Raw genomic sequence first — 16,626 nt, forward strand, 5'->3', positions numbered from 1 at the left:
ACATGCGAATTGATTTGACACGAAGGCATCCGACGCACTTCTATTCGTATACCAACAAGTTTTATGCCCGCAGCAAAAGGTGACCGGATGAGCTACCTGACCGCGACGACATTGGATCAAGCGTTAACCACATTGGCCGCGGGGCCGGTGTCGATCATCGCGGGGGGGACCGATTGGTTCCCCGCACGCGGCGACCGTCCGGTGACGGGCGACCTGTTGGATATCACCCGCTTGCCAGAGCTGCGCGGCATCAGCCAAACAGACCAAGGCTGGCGTATCGGGGCGGCCACCACATGGACAGACATCATCCGTGCCGATCTGCCCGCCGCTTTCGACGGGCTCAAGCTGGCGGCGCGCGAGGTCGGGTCGATCCAGATCCAGAACGCAGGCACCATCGCGGGGAATCTGTGCAACGCTTCTCCTGCCGCCGACGGGGTGCCGCCGCTGCTGACCCTGAATGCCGAGGTAGAGCTTTGCAGCGCAAACGGGTCGCGGGTGCTGCCCTTGTCGCAGTTCCTGCAAGGCGTGCGCCAGACCGACCGCGCCCAGAACGAGCTTGTCACCGCCATCCACATCCCCGCGCCCCCGGCTGATAGTCACAGCAGCTTTGTCAAACTCGGTGCGCGGAAGTATCTGGTGATCTCGATCTGCATGGTCGCGGTGCTGGCAAAGATCGAGAGCGGCAGGCTCACCGATATCCGCATCGCCATCGGCGCCGCATCCCCTGTCGCGCAGCGGCTGACCGCGCTTGAGGATCAGCTTCAGGGTTGCGCCCTTGGCGATGTAGAAAACCGCGTGACTGCTGATCTGGTGCAAGCGCTGAGCCCCATCACAGATGCGCGCGCCAGCGCCGATTACCGCCTTGCCGCCAGCGTCACTTTGGTCCGCCGCGCTGTGATGCGCGCCTTGAAAGGGGCCCTGTGATGGATAAACCGACCACGACAGAAGTGACCTCTTTCACCCTGAACGGCAGCATTGCGCAGGTTGAACCGCTGCCCGGTGAACGCTTGTCTTACGCGCTGCGCGAGCGGCTGGACCGCAAGGATGTAAAGATCGGCTGCAACGCGGGCGATTGCGGGGCCTGCACTGTGCTGGTCGATGGCGCGCCGGTCTGCGCCTGCCTGATGCCCGTGCAGCAGGCGGTGGGGCGGCAGGTAGAGACGCTGGCGGGGCTGGTGAAAACCGACCGCGACGCGCAGGCATTGATGCAAAGCTTCCAGCACCATCAGGCCGCGCAATGCGGGATTTGCACACCGGGGATGATGGTCTCTGCCGTGGCGCTGTTGCGCGAGGTGCCGCAGCCGAGCGCGGCGCAGGTGCAGGATGCCCTTGGCGGCGTGCTGTGTCGCTGCACCGGCTATCGCAAGATCATCGACGCGGTGGTCGGGGCCCATGCTGCCGACGGGCTGACTGTCGCCTCTACCGCGCTTGGCCAGCCTGCGCGGCGGCTGGACGGGCAGGCCAAGGTCGACGGGTCAGAGGCATTTGGCGATGACGTTGCCCCAGCCGGTGCTTTGGTCGCGCGGGTCATCCGCGCGCCCCATGCCTCGGCCGGATTTACCTTCGGCGATCTTGAGGCATGGCGCATCGCGCAGCCCGGGATCCATTGCATCCTGACCGCAGATGACGTGCCCGGCCTCAACGCCTTTGGCGTGATCCCCGGCTTCATCGACCAGCCGGTTTTCGCTGTGAACCACATCCGGTTCCGGGGGGAGGCGGTTGCTTGCGTTGTAGGCGAGGCGGAGGCGATGATCGCCCTTGATCTGGAAAGCTTCCCCGTCCATTGGTCGCCACAAACTGCGCTTGCCGATACCGATGCCGCGACCGCCCCCGACGCGCCACAGCTGTTCGAGGATCGCAAAGGCAACATCATGTGCGGCGGCTTCGTGCAATGCGGCGATGTAGAGGCCGCGCTCGACGCCGCCGACGTCACGGTCGAGGCGCAGTATACCACCAGTTTTGTCGAACATGGCTATATCGAGCCAGAGGCAGGCTTTGCCCAAGTGATCGACGGGCGCATCCATGTGCACGCTTGCACCCAGGCGCCGGGTATGGACCGCGAAGCACTGGCCGCGATCCTTGACCGTCCCATGGCCGACATCCGCATTGTGCCGACGGCGGTCGGGGGCGGTTTCGGGTCCAAGATCGACCTGTCGTTGCAGCCCTTCATCGCGCTTGCCGCGCTCAAGACGGCTCGCCCCGTGCGCATGACCTATGCGCGCGCCGAGACGATGCAATCGACCACCAAACGCCACCCCGCGCAGATCACGATCAAGGTCGGGGCCAAGGCGGATGGGACGCTGTCGGGGCTGCGGTTCGACGGGGATTTCAACACCGGTGCTTATGCAAGCTGGGGCCCGACGGTCGCCAATCGCGTGCCGGTGCATGCCTCTGGCCCCTACCACATCCCTGATTATCGCGCACGCAGCCGTGCCGTGCATACCCATTGCCCCCCCGCCGGTGCTTTCCGCGGCTTCGGCGTGCCGCAATCGGCCATCGCACAGGAAACCGCCTTTGACCTGCTGGCCGAAAAGCTGGGGCTTGATCCGCTGGAGTTCCGTTTGAAGAACGCGCTGGCGGACGGGGTGCCCACGGTCTGCGGGCAGGTGTTCGATCAGGGCGTCGGCATCGCCCCCTGCCTAGAGGCGCTGCGCCCCGCGTGGGAGGAGGCGAAAGCCGAATGCGCCCGGTTCAATGCAAGGAATGACACGCTGAAACGCGGTGTCGGGATCGCGGGGGCGTGGTACGGCTGCGGCAATACCTCGCTGCCGAACCCGTCGACCATTCTGGCGGGTGTGAAGGCAGACGGAACGGTTGTACTGCACCAAGGCGCGATGGACATCGGGCAGGGGGCGAACACGGTGATCCCGCAGATCTTTGCCCAAGCGCTTGGGCTGTCGGTCGAGGGGATCAAGATCCTCGGCGGTGACACCGATATCACGCCGGACGCGGGCAAAACCTCTGCCTCGCGGCAGACCTTTGTGTCGGGCAATGCCGCGTTGAGGACGGGAGAGGCGCTGCGGGCGCGGATCCTGCGACAGGTCAATGCGGGCCCCGCCGCAAAGATCGGCCTCCAAGACGGGCAGCTCACCGTGACCGACGGCGGGCGCACGCAGCGCCTTGATCTAACGCGGCTGCCGGTCGATGCGCAGGGCTATGTGCTGCAGGCGCAGGAAAGCTATGATCCGCCAGTCAAACCACTGGATGAAAACGGGCAGGGCGTACCCTATGCGCAGTTCGGCTATGCCGCGCATCTGGTGGTGGTCGAGGTGGATATCGCCCTTGGCCTTTGCCGCCCGCTGCGCTTTGTCGCCGCCCATGATGTGGGGCGCGCGATCAATCCGTTGCTGGTCGAGGGGCAGGTACAGGGCGGCATTGCCCAAGGGCTCGGTATGGCGCTGATGGAGGAGTATATCCCCGGGCGCACCGAGAACCTGCATGACTATCTGGTGCCGACCATTGGCGACGTTCCCCCGATCGAGACGCTGATCCTGGAGGTGGCCGATGCCCACGGCCCCTACGGCGCGAAAGGTCTGGGCGAACATGTGCTGATCCCCACCGCCCCCGCGATCCTCAATGCTATCTACCATGCCACCGGTGCGCGCGTGACGCAGACACCGGCCACGCCGACGCGCCTGCGCGCCGCCCTGAAGGAGGCCGGACATGCCTGACGACCTGCGCGACCCCAAGCCTGTGAAAATCCGCTGCGATGCCTGCCCGGTGATGTGTTTCATCGCCGACGGCAAATCCGGTGCCTGCGACCGCTATGCCAACCACGCGGGCGAACTGGTACGCCTTGATCCGCTGACCGTGATCCAGTCGGGGGCCAAGGCCGTCGCTTTTCTGGATCAGGGCGACAACGCGCAGGACTGGGACGGCGACGTCATTCAAGGCGGGCGCGATTTCGTCACCGCCGTGGGGGCGGGGACCACCTATCCCGACTACAAACCCGCGCCCTTCATCGTCAGCCAAGAGGTCGAGGGCGTGGATATGATCACCGTCGTGACCGAGGGCATTTTTTCGTATTGCGGGGTCAAGGTGAAGATCGACACCGACCGCCACATCGGCGACGAGCGCGCCGTGGTGCGCGTTGACGGAGAGGCGATCGGCCATGTGATGACCTCGGAATATGGGTCCAAGATGCTGTCTTTGGGCGGGGTAGAACACCTGACCGGCGGCTCGAAGAAAGAAGGCCGCGTGACCTGTGACGCGCTGCTGCGCCTATGTAACCGTGAACCGGTCGAGGTCACCATCGACGGCGGCGTCACCATGGTGGTCGAGGCGGGCAAAGCGCCGATCATCAACGGCGTCCCGGAAAAGCTGATGCGCGTGGGCTGTGGGTCAGCGACCATCGGGATGTTCGCCAAACAGTGGCACGGGCATGTGGACGAGGTCGTCGTTGTCGATGATCACATCACCGGCGTGCTGACCGAACACGAGGCGGGCAAGGGGCTGGATATGACCCCCTCTGGCATCCGCGTGAACGGGCGGCGGTCGACGCCGGGGCGGTATTTTCAGGTGGCGGACCCCGGCACCGGATGGGGCGGCACCGATGTTGAAGACCCGCTGACCATCCTGCGTGATGCCGACCCGAAGCGTGCCTGGCCGGGGCTCCGGCTGCTGATGATCTCTACCACCGGAGAGCAATGGGCCTATTTCACGCTGGATGATGACCTGATCCCGCAACCAGCCGAGATCACGCCCGAGCTGCTGGTCGTCGCGGACCGCATCGCCGAGAATTGCGAACCCTCGCTGTGTTCGGTGCTGTTCATGGGGGGGGCGGGCGGCAGTCTGCGCGCCGGCGTGACAGAGAACCCCGTGCGGCTGACGCGGTCGGTCAAGGAATCGCTGACCCATGTGTCCTGCGGCGGGGCCGAGGCCTATGTCTGGCCGGGGGGCGGGATCACCGTCATGGTGGATGTCATGGATATGCCCACGAACTCCTTCGGTTATGTACCCACGCCCGCGCTGGTGGCACCGATCGAATTCACCCTGCGGCGCGAGGATTACGGCACGCTTGGCGGGCATATGGAGCATATCCAGCCCGTGCGTGATGTGGTCACCGATGATGTGCGACGGGTGGCGCAGCAACTGCTGCAACCAGACCCGAACGCGCGGGAAAACTACGGCTGGTCGAAGGACCAGACATGACGGCACAGGCGGCTCTTCTCCCCGGTGGCAGGCTGCACCTGTCCCACGGCCCGATTGATCTGGTCATCGGGGCGGATGGCGCGCGAGATCTGGCGTTTCGCGCGGGTTTTGATCGCTTTGGCACCATCCTGTCCGAACTGACGGCAGAGCTGCCCCTGCTGCGCCGCCCTGTGGGCACCAAACCGAAAGGCAAGATCGCCCGCGCCATGTACCGCGCCGCCTTGCCCCATGCCGACGGGCTGACCACGCCGATGATCTGCGTGGCCGGTGCCGTCGCGGCAGAGGTCTTGTCGGCCATGGTGGATGCCGCCGATCTGACCCGCGCCTATGTGAACAACGGTGGCGATATCGCGCTGCATCTGACCGAGGGCGCGCGTTTTGACGTGGGCATCGCGGGGCTGGACCGGCGGTCGCTTGGCACCGTCACGATCCGCAGCAATGACCCCATTCGCGGCATCGCCACCAGCGGGCAGGGCGGGCGCAGCCAGTCCTTGGGCATTGCCGACAGTGTCACCGTGCTGGCCCGATCCGCCGCGATGGCCGATGCGGCGGCGACCAAACTTGGCAACGCCGTCGATCTGCCCGCCCATCCCGCGATCCGGCGTAGCCCCGCGAACCGGTTGCACGACGACAGTGACCTTGGTGCGGCACCGGTGGTTACCCATGTCGGGCCGCTCTCTCCTGCCGATGTTAACCAAGCGCTTACCACCGGCGCGACAGCGGCGCAGGGTTTGCGCGACCGTGGCCTTATCTCTGGCGCAGCGCTTTTTCTGCGCGACCAACATACTGTTATCGGCCTGCCCGAAACACTCAAACCCCTAACGAAAGCCCCCGAATATGCCTGAGGTTATGACCCGCAAAATTGTCACCAGCGTCGAAGAGATTTTCCACGAAGGCGGCCCGCGCGCCAATACGCCGCTGAAACGCGGGTCGGTCATGGCTGTGATCCAAAACCCCTATGCAGGCTCTTATATCGAGGACATCCAGCCCTTTATGGAAGACCTCAAACCGCTGGGGGTCGCGATGGCGCAAAAGCTGCTGGCGGCGCTCGGGGTCGAGGCGGCACAGATCGAGGGCTACGGCAAAGGCAGCATCGTCGGCACGGGCGGAGAGTTGGAGCACGGTGCGCTCTGGCACGCCCCTGGCGGCTATGCGATGCGCGATGTATTGGGCGGATCGAAGGCGATTGTGCCATCGACGAAAAAGGTCGGCGCGGCGGGGGTGCGGCTGGATGTGCCTGTGACCCATGTCGATGCCTCTTATGTCCGCAGCCATTTCGATTCAATCGAGGTCGGCCTGAATGACAGCCCCCGTGCCGATGAAATGGCAGTGATCCTTGTGATGACCACAGGGGCACGTATCCACAACCGCGCGGGCGGCTTGGATGCAAAGGATATCGAAGGAAAGGATGGTTTGAGATGAGCGCCGAAATCCGCAAAATCGCCACTTGGGTCGAAGAGACTCACCGCGAGATCGGGCAGCAGATATCGCCCCCCACGCGCAAGGCCGTAGCTGTGGCCGTGATCAAAAACCCCTTTGTAGGCTCTTATACGGAAGATTTGACTCCACTGATGGATATTGGTGCAGAGCTGGGGGGATTGCTGGGCGATAAATGTGTTGCTGCCCTTGGGATCACCCCCGCGCAGGCCGAAAGCTATGGCAAGGCCGCGATGGTGGGCGAGGGGGGAGAGCTGGAACACGCCGCCGCGATCCTGCACCCGAAGCTGGGCGCACCGCTGCGGGTCGCGGTTGAAAAAGGGGCCGCACTGGTACCGTCTTCGAAAAAGATGGGCGGGCCGGGGCAGGTGCTTGACGTGCCTTTGGGGCACAAGGACGCCGCCTATGTGCGCAGCCATTTCGACGGGATCGAGGTGCGGTTGAACGACGCGCCGCGCGCGGGCGAGATACTGGTGGCCGTGGCTGTCACAGATTCCGGGCGCCCCTTGCCCCGTGTCGGCGGGCTGACCCATGCCGCGGCCGAAGGAAAAGACGGCCTGCGTTAGAGCCTATAGTTTCTCGAGCAGGGCCAGCAGGCGGTCGACCTCGCGCGGGGTGAGGTTGCCGACCGTCTCGGCCGAGATTTCCTGCGCGGTGGCAATCGCCTTGGCAGTCACCGCGATGCCCTCGTCGGTCAGCGAAATCTCCAGCCGCCGCATGTCGGTTTTTGACGGGGTCGAATGGACCAGCCCCTTTTTGCGCAACCGGTCGATCACGCCTTTGGTGGTCGCCGCGTCCATCCCGACCAGACGCCCCAGATGGTTCTGGCTGATCCGCGCCTCGTCGCGCAGCTTGGCCAACACCGCGAATTGTGTCGGCGTGATATCCGGCATCCGCCGGTTAAAGATTTCAAGGTGGCGCTGGTTCGCGAGGCGCAGCTTGAACCCGATCTGTTGTTCCAACGCATAGTCTGCGGGCAGGGTCAGGTCTTGTGTGGTTTCAACCAAGGTTCTTATCCAGTGCTCTTGGGTCAATGCGTATAGATTAGGCACTATCATCCCACGGTTTCCATCTGGGGTCTATATCAGATGGGGCGCAAGAAATTGTTTGACAGCTAACAATTTTTTGGTCCTTCATGAAGCTGTGCAGAGCAAGGAGTGAACCGATGTCCTTTGTCAGAAACGCTTGGTACGTTGCGGGTTGGTCTACCGACTTTGGCGATGAGCTGGTGCCGCTGACATTGCTTGCGCAGAACCTAGTAGCCTACCGCACCAGCGATGGCCAGATCGCCGTGCTCGAAGATCGCTGCCCGCACCGGCTGCTGCCGCTGTCCAAGGGCAAGCGCATCGGCGACACCATTCAATGCGGCTATCACGGCATGACCTTTGGCGCGGACGGGGCCTGCGTGCGGGTGCCGGGGCAATCGAACCTGCCCAAATCTGCCTATGTTGACAGCTATCCGGTGCTGGAACGCCACGGCATTGTGTTCATCTGGATGGGCGATGCCGACAAGGCCGACCCCGCGCTGGCGTTTGACTTGCCCGAGCTGGGTCAGGAGGGGTGGCACGTCCACCACGGGGACAAGCTGCATATCCGCGCAAATTACCTCAACGTTGCCGAAAACCTTGTTGATCCGGCGCATGTCAGCTTTGTCCATCCGACGACATTGGGCAATGCGGCCTCCGAAAACGTACCCGTGCACGTCAAAACCGCAGACGAGGTGATCGTGGCATGGCGCTGGATCAGAGACGCGGAACCCATCGGCTTTTTCAAGGCATTCGGCGGCTTTAGCGGCAATGTGGACCGCTGGCATTATTACTATCTGCACATGCCGTCGACAGCCGTGATTGACTTTGGGTCGTCTGATGCAAAGCTTGAACTTCCCGAAGATCAGCGCAACAAAGGCGTGCGTATCTTTGCGCTCCATTTCGTCACACCCGTGACAGAGGATTATACGATCGACCACTGGATGCACCTGCGCAACACCGCCCTTGGCGATGACGCCGCGTCGGACCAAATGGACGCGATGTTCCGCGTAGCATTTGCCGAGGACAATGCGATTTTGGAAGCCGTCCACCAAGAAGAACAGCGCCCCCAAAAACGCAAACCCATCCGCATCGCTATCGACAAAGCGCCCAACGTCTACCGCAAACGCATCCGCGACCGGATCGAGGCAGAGGCGACGGACGATCTGGGCGACCCCGTCGCACCGGTCTTTGTCCAGCATGACTGATCCATAAAAAGCAAAGCCGCAGCAGACGGCACACCCCAACACGAGAGGACCATCACATGAACAGAAAGACATTCCTGAACAGCGTCATAGGGGCCTTTGCCCTTGGCGTCACCGGCTTTGCCGCAACGGCGCAGTCGGGCGACCCGATCAAAGTCGGAGAGATCAACCACTACAAACGTCTCGCCGCCTTTGCCGAGCCGTATAAACAGGGCATCGAACTGGCGCTCGAGGAAATCAACGCCGATGGCGGTGTGCTGGATCGCCCGCTCGAATTCATCTTCCGCGACGATCAGGGCGACCCCGGTGAAGCGATCAAAATCGCCGAAGAGCTGATGACCAGCGAAGGCACCGTGATGATCACCGGTTCGATCCTGTCGAACGTCGGTCTGGCGATCTCCTCGGTCGCGGCGGAAAAGGGCTGGGTGTACCTCGCCGCCGAACCGCTGGCCGATGCCCTGACCTGGAGCCAAGGCAACCCCTGGACCTTCCGCCTGCGGACCTCGACCTATATGCAGGCCGCGATGCTGGCCGAACAGGCCGCCAAGACCGATGCCGTGAAATACGCGACCATCGCACCCAACTACGCCTACGGCAAAGACGCGGTGGCCGCCTTTAAAGAAGTGCTGACCGAACTGAAGCCCGAGGTCGAATTCGTCGGAGAGCAATGGCCTGCCCTGTTCAAGATCGACGCCGGCGCCGAGGTTCAGGCGCTGGAGCGGTCCAAGCCGGACGCGATCTATAACGTGACCTTCGGGCCTGACCTTGCCAAGTTCGTCCGCGAAGGCACCACCCGTGGTCTGTTCGACGGGCGCACGGTCTATGGCCTGCTTTCGGGCGAACCGGAATACCTTGAACCGCTGGCCGACGAAGCCCCCGAAGGCTGGGTTGTGACCGGTTATCCTTGGTATGACTTCTCGGATGAGGACGGCGCGAACAAGCCTTTCGTTGATGCCTATCAGGCGAAATTCGACGAAACGCCAAAGCTCGGGTCTCTCGTCGGGTATATGACCGCGCAAAGCATCGCCGCCGCGATCAGCAAGGCGGGATCGACCGAAAGCGACGCGATCCGTATGGCCTTTGAAGGGCTGGATGTGGCGACGCCCGTGGGCGACATCACGTTCCGCGAGATCGACAATCAGGCGACCATGGGTGCCTTTGTCGGGAAGACCATGCTCAAGGACGGTGCGGGCGTCATGACCGACTGGACCTATCTGGACGGCACCGACTACCTGCCGTCTGACGAAGAGGTGTCGAAACTGCGTCCGGCAGAATAATCCGGACCCGCAGCCAAGGGGGGAAGCCCCCTTGGCTGCATCTGACCCCATCCCCAACATCAAGAGGTGCCCATGGGCCTTTTCATCGCACAGATTCTGACTGGGCTTGCCAATGCGGGTGCGCTCTTCATGGTTGCCTCTGGGCTGTCGCTGATCTTTGGCGTCACGCGGGTGGTGAACTTTGCCCATGGATCGTTCTATATGCTGGGGGCTTATGTCGGCTATTCGCTGATGCAGGTGCTGCCGGGCATGGTCGGCTTCTGGGGTGCGATCCTGCTGGCGGGGCTGATCGTCGGGCTGATCGGGGTGATCGTTGAGATCTGCGTGCTGCGCCCTGTCTATAGCGCGCCTGAACTGTTCCAACTGGTCGCGACCTTTGGCGTGATCCTTGTCATTCAGGATCTTGCGCTGATGATCTGGGGCCCGCAAGATCTGCTGGGCCCGCGCGCGCCGGGGCTGAAAGGGGTGATCCGCATCATGGGGGAACCCGTGCCGCAATATGACATCGCGCTGATCATCATCACGCCCTTCGTCGCCATCGGCCTTTGGTATCTGATCACGAAAACCCGTGTCGGCACTTTGGTGCGCGCCGCGACGCAAGACCGCGAGATGGTCGGCGCCCTTGGGGTCAATCAGGCGTGGCTGTTCACGGGCGTTTTCTTTCTGGGCTGTGCGCTAGCCGGTCTGGGGGGCGCGTTGCAACTGCCCAAGGGCGGTGCCGATCTGCTGATGGATTTTAGCATTATCGGGTCGGTCTTTGTGGTCGTGGTTATCGGCGGCATGGGGTCGCTGCCGGGGGCCTATCTGGCGGCGGTGATCATTTCCGTCCTGAACGTTTTTGGCGTGACCTATGCGCCGCAGTCGACGCTTGTGCTGATGTTCGTCGTCATGGTGATCGTCCTGATGTTCCGCCCCTTTGGCCTGCTCGGGAAAGAGGAGATCGCGGGCGAGCACGGCCAGACCGGAGAGCCGGAGCGCCCGATCAAGCCCGCGGGCAATCGCATGCGCTTGCTGGTGATGGCGGGGCTGTTCATCCTTGCGCTGCTGCCGTTCTACGGCGGGAATTTCGCCGTGGTGCTGGTGACCGATATCATGATCTTCTGTCTTTTTGCCGCCTCGCTGCATTTCATGCTGGGGCAGGGCGGGCTGGTCAGCTTTGGCCATGCGGCCTTCTTTGGCGGGGGGGCCTATGCCGCGGCGCTGTTTGTGACCTATGCCGACACCCCGATGGAGCTGGCGCTGGTGCTGGCCCCGATCTGCGCGGGGCTGGCCGCCGTGGTGATCGGCTGGGTCTGCCTGCGGTCCACCGGTGTCTACTTCGCCATGCTGACGCTGGCCTTCGGGCAACTGCTCTGGAGCCTCGCGTTCCAATGGGGTGATGTGACGGGGGGCGATGACGGGCTGGTCAACATCTGGCCGTCCGATTGGGCGTCGGACAATGATGTCTATTACTACCTCGCTTTTGTCTTCTGCATCGGGGGCATCCTGCTGCTGCGCCAAGCGGCTCATGCGCCCTTTGGCTATGCCATGCGCGCGGCCCGCGACAGTGCGCGACAAGCCGAGGCGATGGGAATCAACACCAAACGCATCCAATGGGTCGCCTTTACCTTTGCGGGCATCATGGCGGGGCTCGCGGGCGGGCTGTTCGTCTTCTCCAAGGGCAGCATCTTCCCCAACGAGCTTGAAACCGCGCGCAGTTTCGACGCGCTGATCGTGGTGTTTCTGGGCGGGGTGAAGACCCTGTCGGGCGGCTGGGTCGGCGGAGCCTTCTTCGAGGGCGTCAAAGACTACCTGACCCGTTTCGAATACTGGCGCCTCGCCTTGGGCCTGCTGATCATCTTTGTCGTGATCCTTGGCCCCGAAGGTATCGTCGGATCGCTGCGCAAGGCGGGCGAACGCATTGGCCTGCTGAAAACACCGGAGGACGCGAAATGAGCCCGATCCTGTCTGTGCGCAACCTGTCCCGCAATTTCGGCGCCATCAAGGCCGTGGATGACGTGAGCTTTGATCTTGCCAAGGGCGAGCTGCTGGCGCTGATCGGCCCCAATGGCGCGGGCAAAAGCACCTGTTTCAATATGCTGATGGGGCAGCTCAAGCCGTCGTCGGGCACCGTGCAGCTGATGGGCAAGAACATTGCCGGCATGCAACCGCGCAAGATCTGGCGCATGGGGGTGGGGCGGACGTTCCAGATCACCTCGACCTATGCCTCGATGACCGTGGTCGAGAATGTGCAGATGGCGTTGATGTCGCATCACAAGCGGCTCTATTCCCTGACCACTTTCGCCCATAAACTCTACCGCGACGAGGCGCTGGCGCTGCTTGATACCGTGGGCATGGCCGACCAGTCCGAACGCCACTGCGCGGTGCTGGCCTATGGCGACCTCAAACGGCTCGAACTGGCGGTTGCGCTGGCCAATGACCCGATCCTGCTGCTGATGGATGAACCCACCGCAGGCATGGCACCGCGCGAACGGATCGCGCTGATGCAGCTGACCGCCGATATACTTGAGCAACGGGGCATCAGCGTGTTGTTTACCGAACATGACATGGACGTGGTTTTTGCCCATTCGCATCGCATCATGGTGCTGAACCGTGGCCAGCTGATCGCCGACGGCACCGTCGACGAGATCCGCAACAACCCGCAGGTGCAAGAGGTCTATCTGGGCGGCGGCACGCTGTTCAAAGCGCAGGAGGATGCCCATGCTTGAGGTGAACGGCGTCAATTCATTCTACGGCAAGGCGCAGGTGCTGAATGACCTGAACTTTACCGTGGATCGCGGCACTGTCGTTGCTTTGCTTGGGCGCAATGGTGCGGGCAAGACCACGACGATGAAATCCATCATGCAGCTGGTGCGGCCACGGCAGGGCAAGATCATCTATCAGCGCCAGGACATCACCGGCTGGCCCAGCCACAAGGTCGCGCGCAACGGTCTGGGCTATGTCCCCGAGGAACGCCGGATTTTCACCCAGCTTACGGTGCTGGAAAACCTGGAGGTCGGCCGCCAGCCCCCCCGCGACGGCTGCACCACCTGGACCGAGGATATGGTGTTCGACCTCTTCCCCAACCTCGCCGAACGCCGTCACAACCGCGGCAAGGCGCTGTCGGGGGGCGAACAGCAGATGCTGACCATCGCCCGCACCCTAATGGGCAACCCCGCGTTCATCCTGCTGGACGAACCCTCCGAAGGCATCGCGCCGGTGATCGTCGAACAGATGGCCCGTGTGATCCTGCAACTCAAGGCAGAGGGGCTGACGGTGCTGCTGTCCGAACAGAACCTGCATTTCGCGCAAGCGGTCGCCGATGGCGTGGTGATCATCGAACACGGCACACAGAAATTCGTCGGCACCCTCGCCGCGCTGCAATCGCAGCCGGAAATCCGGGATCAGTATCTGTCGGTTTAGGGGCGGTGCCCGCGATCACAAGGCTGGTTCAGGCAAACGTCTCTGCCACGATTTCTTTCGCGAAAGCCGCATCCAAGACGCCGCGGTTCAGCAAGCGATACCAGAATGCACCGTGGATCATGGTCGACAATACCTCGACGTTGCGCGCGGGTGAAAGCGCCCCGTGGTCCTGCGCCCGACGCAGCATCAGGGTCATCATCTGCTCGCGCGGCAGAACGAATTTGGCATGGAACGACGCGTGAAACTTCGCGTCTTGCTGTGACGATGCAATCAGCGACCGGATGGTTCCGCCGTCCAGCTTCAGGTGTTCGAAAACCTTGATCAGGAAGTCTTCAAGCTGCGCCCTATAGTCTTGCGCGCGATCCAAAGGCGGTTCAGCGGCATAAGAATTCGTCGCCTCGAAAATCGCTTCGAGGATGAGGTCCGCCTTTGTGTCCCAGCGGTTGTAAAGCGTTTGGCGTGCAACGCCCGCCTCGGCAATAATCGCCGCGATAGAGACCTTTTCGTACCCCGTTTCCCGCACAAGCCGCAGTGCGGCGGCTTTCAAAGCGGCGCTGGCTTCCTCATTCGCGGGGCGTCCGCCCGACTTTTTTACCGACATGCACAGCTCCTGTTCATCGATGCAGCGTGGTATGACATTGATTGTTAGACTGCGATCTACTAAATGCAAGTAGACCGCAGTCTATTATCCCGTTGGAGCGAAGATGTCTCAAATTTCCCTATCCCCCCGCCGCGCGTTCGCTGTGACCGCGACCCTCGGCCTGCTCTCCCTTTTTCCGCCCTTGGCAACCGACATGTATCTGGCTGCCCTCGGGGATCTTGCGACGTCGATGGACGCCACCCATACGGCGGCCGAGCTGTCGCTTTCTCTCTTTTTTCTGGGGCTCTGTTTCGGGCAAATCCTGATCGGCCCGTTGACCGATACCTACGGACGTAAGGGGCCGCTTTTGATCGGCACCGTCCTTTTCACCGTGACCTCTCTTGTTCTGCCGTTGCTCAGCGACATCGCGTGGTTCAACGCACTTCGTTTCATACAGGCCATCGGGGCGAGCGCGGGCATGGTCGTGGGGCGCGCCATGGTCAAGGACCTGTACGAAGGGCGGAAGGCGGCGAAAGTCATGACGGTGCTTGTCATGTTGCTGACGCTTGGCCCCATCGCCTCGCCCACGTTGGGCAGCCTGTTGCTTGAAGCGTTTGGCTGGCGTTCCATCTTTGCGACAATGGCCCTTATCAGCCTTGTCGCGCTGGTCTTGTCCGTGATCACCCTGCCCGAGACATTGCCCGCCGAAGGCCGCCAGCCTCGGCCCTTCCGCACGGGTGCAAAAACCGCCAAGCGGCTCCTGTCCGAGCGCGGATTTCTCATCATGGCGCTGGTTGCGGGGCTTATTCAAAGCGGCATGTTCGCGTTTATCACGGGATCCTCTGGGGTGTTCCAAGGGATCTTCGGGCTGAGTTCAATCGGCTTTGGGCTCATGTTCGCGGCTATTGCGACCGCGCTTATCATCTTTGGCCGCATCAATGGCATGCTGTTGAACCACTATAGCCCCGAACAGATCCTCACCGCCGTCTTGCCGCTGTTTTTCGCCGCTACTTTGGTGCTGGCGCTGCTGTCGCAGACAAGCTCGCTTCTGGTATTCGCCATCCCGCTGTGGATATCGATTGGCTGCGTCGGGCTGCTGTCGGCGAATGCGATGTCCATCGCGATGTCGCTGACAGAGAAAGCTGCCGGCATGGGATCGGCGTTGCTGGGGGCGATCCAGTTCGCCCTTGCCTTTGCGGTCTCGACCTCTGTCGCGATTGGCGGGGCGGGTACGGCGCTCCCCATGTCCCTCGGGCTTGTGGTCCCCGCGGGATTGGCAACGGTATTGTTCTTCGCGGCGGGGCGCTTCACCGTGCTCTCGTCATCGCGACTGACCTCCTAAGCCCCATGCGTGTTGAGGTGGGCAGCCGCAGCCGCCCCGACACCCGCGCAGGCGATCTGCGGTAAAGCGGACTGCCTGCGCGGGGTCTAGACATGGCTCTTCTTGATCAAGGCGGCCTACACGCTTTTCAGCAAGCGCAGCGCGTCATAAATCGCGGCGTGGGTGTCGCGGGCCGACACGGCTTCGCCAATCCGAAACAGCTCAAACGCGCCATCCGACAGCGACATCCAGGCGTTACTGGCACCGCAAATATGAGCCGGGATATAGGTGCGGGCGACCGCTTGGGTTGAACAATTTTTCACATAATTCTAATTATGGGCGAAACAACTATAGGAGGGTGCGCGCTACCCTCAAGTGCGACTCTTGTTAGAAAACAGTAGTTTATCTAATGAGAGGAATCGTTATGGGAGCCGTTTACGACCAACTGAGTATCACAGAACGACGCAAGATAGAACGCTGGAGACACGCGAAGGTCCCAGTTGACGAGATGGCACGCGTTCTGAAACGCTGCAGGTCCACGATATTCCGCGAGCTAAAGCGCAACCATTTCTCGGACGAAAGCATGCCCGGATGCGATGGCTATTACGGTGCCGCGGCCCATATGATGCAAGCGGATCGTCGTGCCCGGGAGCGCAAGCTGATCAAACATCCTGAGCTGTGCAAACGCGTGATTGAGCGCATCAAGAACGGTTGGACACCAGAGCAGATCAGTAACCGTATGATCCACGAGCGCGCTCCCCTCAGGGTCTGCCAGGAAACCATTTATCGCTACATCTATTCCAAGGAAGGTCAGCGCGAAGACCTGTGGTGGTATCTACCGACCCACCGTGTCGCCCGCAGACCACGTCGCACCAGAAGGCGCAGAGAACCCAAATTCCACCGCGATGTCAGTATCCTGTTCCGCCCAGATGATGTCGCGCATCGTCGGCAATTTGGCCACTGGGAAGCTGATTTGATGCTGTTCAAACAAAAGCTTGGCCAGAACAACGTCACCTCACTGGTTGAGCGCGTCAGCCGCTTCACCGTGATCCTGAAGAACCCGAACAAGCGCACCAAACCGGTCATGGGAAAGATAATGAAGTCTCTCAAAGACCTCCCCCTCATCGCCCGCCGGTCCATCACTTTTGACCGCGGAACCGAGTTTGTCAGCTGGCCCCACCTACAAGCCGAGATCGGAACCCAAACGTGGTTGTCTAATCGCAAGGCC

The 16,626-nt window shown here is 62.1% G+C and carries 16 protein-coding genes; 13 read left to right on the forward strand and 3 right to left on the reverse strand.

Features of this window, described 5'->3' with window-relative positions:
* The first annotated feature begins 87 nt into the window (after positions 1–87).
* Genes B4F27_RS03665 through B4F27_RS03690 form a run of 6 tightly spaced genes read left to right on the forward strand, consistent with a single transcriptional unit; the run spans position 88 to position 7,154 of the window.
* Positions 88–924, forward strand: a complete 837-nt coding sequence (locus B4F27_RS03665; protein WP_286758891.1) for an FAD binding domain-containing protein — start codon at positions 88–90, stop codon at positions 922–924.
* Complete coding sequence (locus B4F27_RS03670) at positions 924–3,671, forward strand: molybdopterin-dependent oxidoreductase (RefSeq protein ID WP_286758892.1); 2,748 nt, start codon at positions 924–926, stop codon at positions 3,669–3,671. Before B4F27_RS03665 ends, B4F27_RS03670 begins: the two co-directional genes overlap by 1 nt.
* A complete protein-coding gene (locus tag B4F27_RS03675) occupies positions 3,664–5,151 on the forward strand; it encodes a 6-hydroxynicotinate reductase (protein WP_286758893.1) in 1,488 nt (495 codons plus the stop codon). Before B4F27_RS03670 ends, B4F27_RS03675 begins: the two co-directional genes overlap by 8 nt.
* Positions 5,148–5,996, forward strand: a complete 849-nt coding sequence (locus tag B4F27_RS03680; RefSeq protein WP_286758894.1) for a UPF0280 family protein — start codon at positions 5,148–5,150, stop codon at positions 5,994–5,996. Before B4F27_RS03675 ends, B4F27_RS03680 begins: the two co-directional genes overlap by 4 nt.
* The gene (locus B4F27_RS03685) at positions 5,989–6,573 is read left to right on the forward strand and encodes an amino acid synthesis family protein (RefSeq protein ID WP_005848892.1); all 585 of its coding nucleotides are present in this window, start codon (positions 5,989–5,991) and stop codon (positions 6,571–6,573) included. The genes B4F27_RS03680 and B4F27_RS03685 overlap by 8 nt, the downstream gene beginning before the upstream one ends.
* Positions 6,570–7,154, forward strand: a complete 585-nt coding sequence (locus B4F27_RS03690) for an amino acid synthesis family protein (RefSeq protein WP_286758895.1) — start codon at positions 6,570–6,572, stop codon at positions 7,152–7,154. The genes B4F27_RS03685 and B4F27_RS03690 overlap by 4 nt, the downstream gene beginning before the upstream one ends.
* A gap of 3 nt (positions 7,155–7,157) precedes the next feature.
* Here B4F27_RS03690 and B4F27_RS03695 read toward each other — a convergent pair whose 3' ends face one another.
* A complete protein-coding gene (locus tag B4F27_RS03695) occupies positions 7,158–7,595 on the reverse strand; it encodes a MarR family winged helix-turn-helix transcriptional regulator (RefSeq protein WP_074636788.1) in 438 nt (145 codons plus the stop codon).
* Positions 7,596–7,753: 158 nt separating this feature from the next.
* Between B4F27_RS03695 and B4F27_RS03700 the strand changes: the two genes are divergently transcribed.
* From B4F27_RS03700 to B4F27_RS03720, 5 genes are all read left to right on the forward strand, one after another.
* Positions 7,754–8,821, forward strand: a complete 1,068-nt coding sequence (locus tag B4F27_RS03700) for an aromatic ring-hydroxylating dioxygenase subunit alpha (RefSeq protein ID WP_286758896.1) — start codon at positions 7,754–7,756, stop codon at positions 8,819–8,821.
* 56 nt (positions 8,822–8,877) lie between these two features.
* A complete protein-coding gene (locus tag B4F27_RS03705; protein ID WP_286758897.1) occupies positions 8,878–10,095 on the forward strand; it encodes an ABC transporter substrate-binding protein in 1,218 nt (405 codons plus the stop codon).
* A 72-nt stretch (positions 10,096–10,167) separates the two neighbouring features.
* Positions 10,168–12,030, forward strand: coding sequence for an ABC transporter permease (locus tag B4F27_RS03710; RefSeq protein ID WP_074636782.1), 1,863 nt, complete (start codon positions 10,168–10,170; stop codon positions 12,028–12,030).
* The gene (locus B4F27_RS03715; RefSeq protein ID WP_286758898.1) at positions 12,027–12,803 is read left to right on the forward strand and encodes an ABC transporter ATP-binding protein; all 777 of its coding nucleotides are present in this window, start codon (positions 12,027–12,029) and stop codon (positions 12,801–12,803) included. The genes B4F27_RS03710 and B4F27_RS03715 overlap by 4 nt, the downstream gene beginning before the upstream one ends.
* A complete protein-coding gene (locus B4F27_RS03720) occupies positions 12,796–13,497 on the forward strand; it encodes an ABC transporter ATP-binding protein (RefSeq protein WP_286758899.1) in 702 nt (233 codons plus the stop codon). The genes B4F27_RS03715 and B4F27_RS03720 overlap by 8 nt, the downstream gene beginning before the upstream one ends.
* Before the next feature lie 28 nt (positions 13,498–13,525).
* Here the strand turns inward: B4F27_RS03720 and B4F27_RS03725 are convergent, their stop codons facing one another.
* The gene (locus tag B4F27_RS03725; RefSeq protein ID WP_286758900.1) at positions 13,526–14,098 is read right to left on the reverse strand and encodes a TetR/AcrR family transcriptional regulator; all 573 of its coding nucleotides are present in this window, start codon (positions 14,096–14,098) and stop codon (positions 13,526–13,528) included.
* 103 nt (positions 14,099–14,201) lie between these two features.
* Here B4F27_RS03725 and B4F27_RS03730 point away from each other — a divergent pair, with 103 nt between their 5' ends.
* Positions 14,202–15,419, forward strand: coding sequence for a multidrug effflux MFS transporter (locus B4F27_RS03730; protein WP_286758901.1), 1,218 nt, complete (start codon positions 14,202–14,204; stop codon positions 15,417–15,419).
* A 116-nt stretch (positions 15,420–15,535) separates the two neighbouring features.
* On the opposite strand, the gene B4F27_RS03735 is transcribed toward B4F27_RS03730, so the two are convergent.
* On the reverse strand, positions 15,536–15,721 hold the full coding sequence (locus B4F27_RS03735; RefSeq protein ID WP_286758904.1) for a hypothetical protein: 186 nt from the start codon (positions 15,719–15,721) through the stop codon (positions 15,536–15,538).
* A 101-nt stretch (positions 15,722–15,822) separates the two neighbouring features.
* On the opposite strand from B4F27_RS03735, the gene B4F27_RS03740 reads away from it, so the two are divergent.
* The coding region (locus B4F27_RS03740; RefSeq protein WP_286758902.1) for an IS30 family transposase at positions 15,823–16,626 on the forward strand (804 nt) is incomplete at its 3' end.

It is taken from the genome of Sulfitobacter sp. UBA1132, assembly GCF_002311545.1.
In the GTDB taxonomy this organism is placed as follows: Bacteria; Pseudomonadota; Alphaproteobacteria; order Rhodobacterales; family Rhodobacteraceae; genus Sulfitobacter; species Sulfitobacter pontiacus.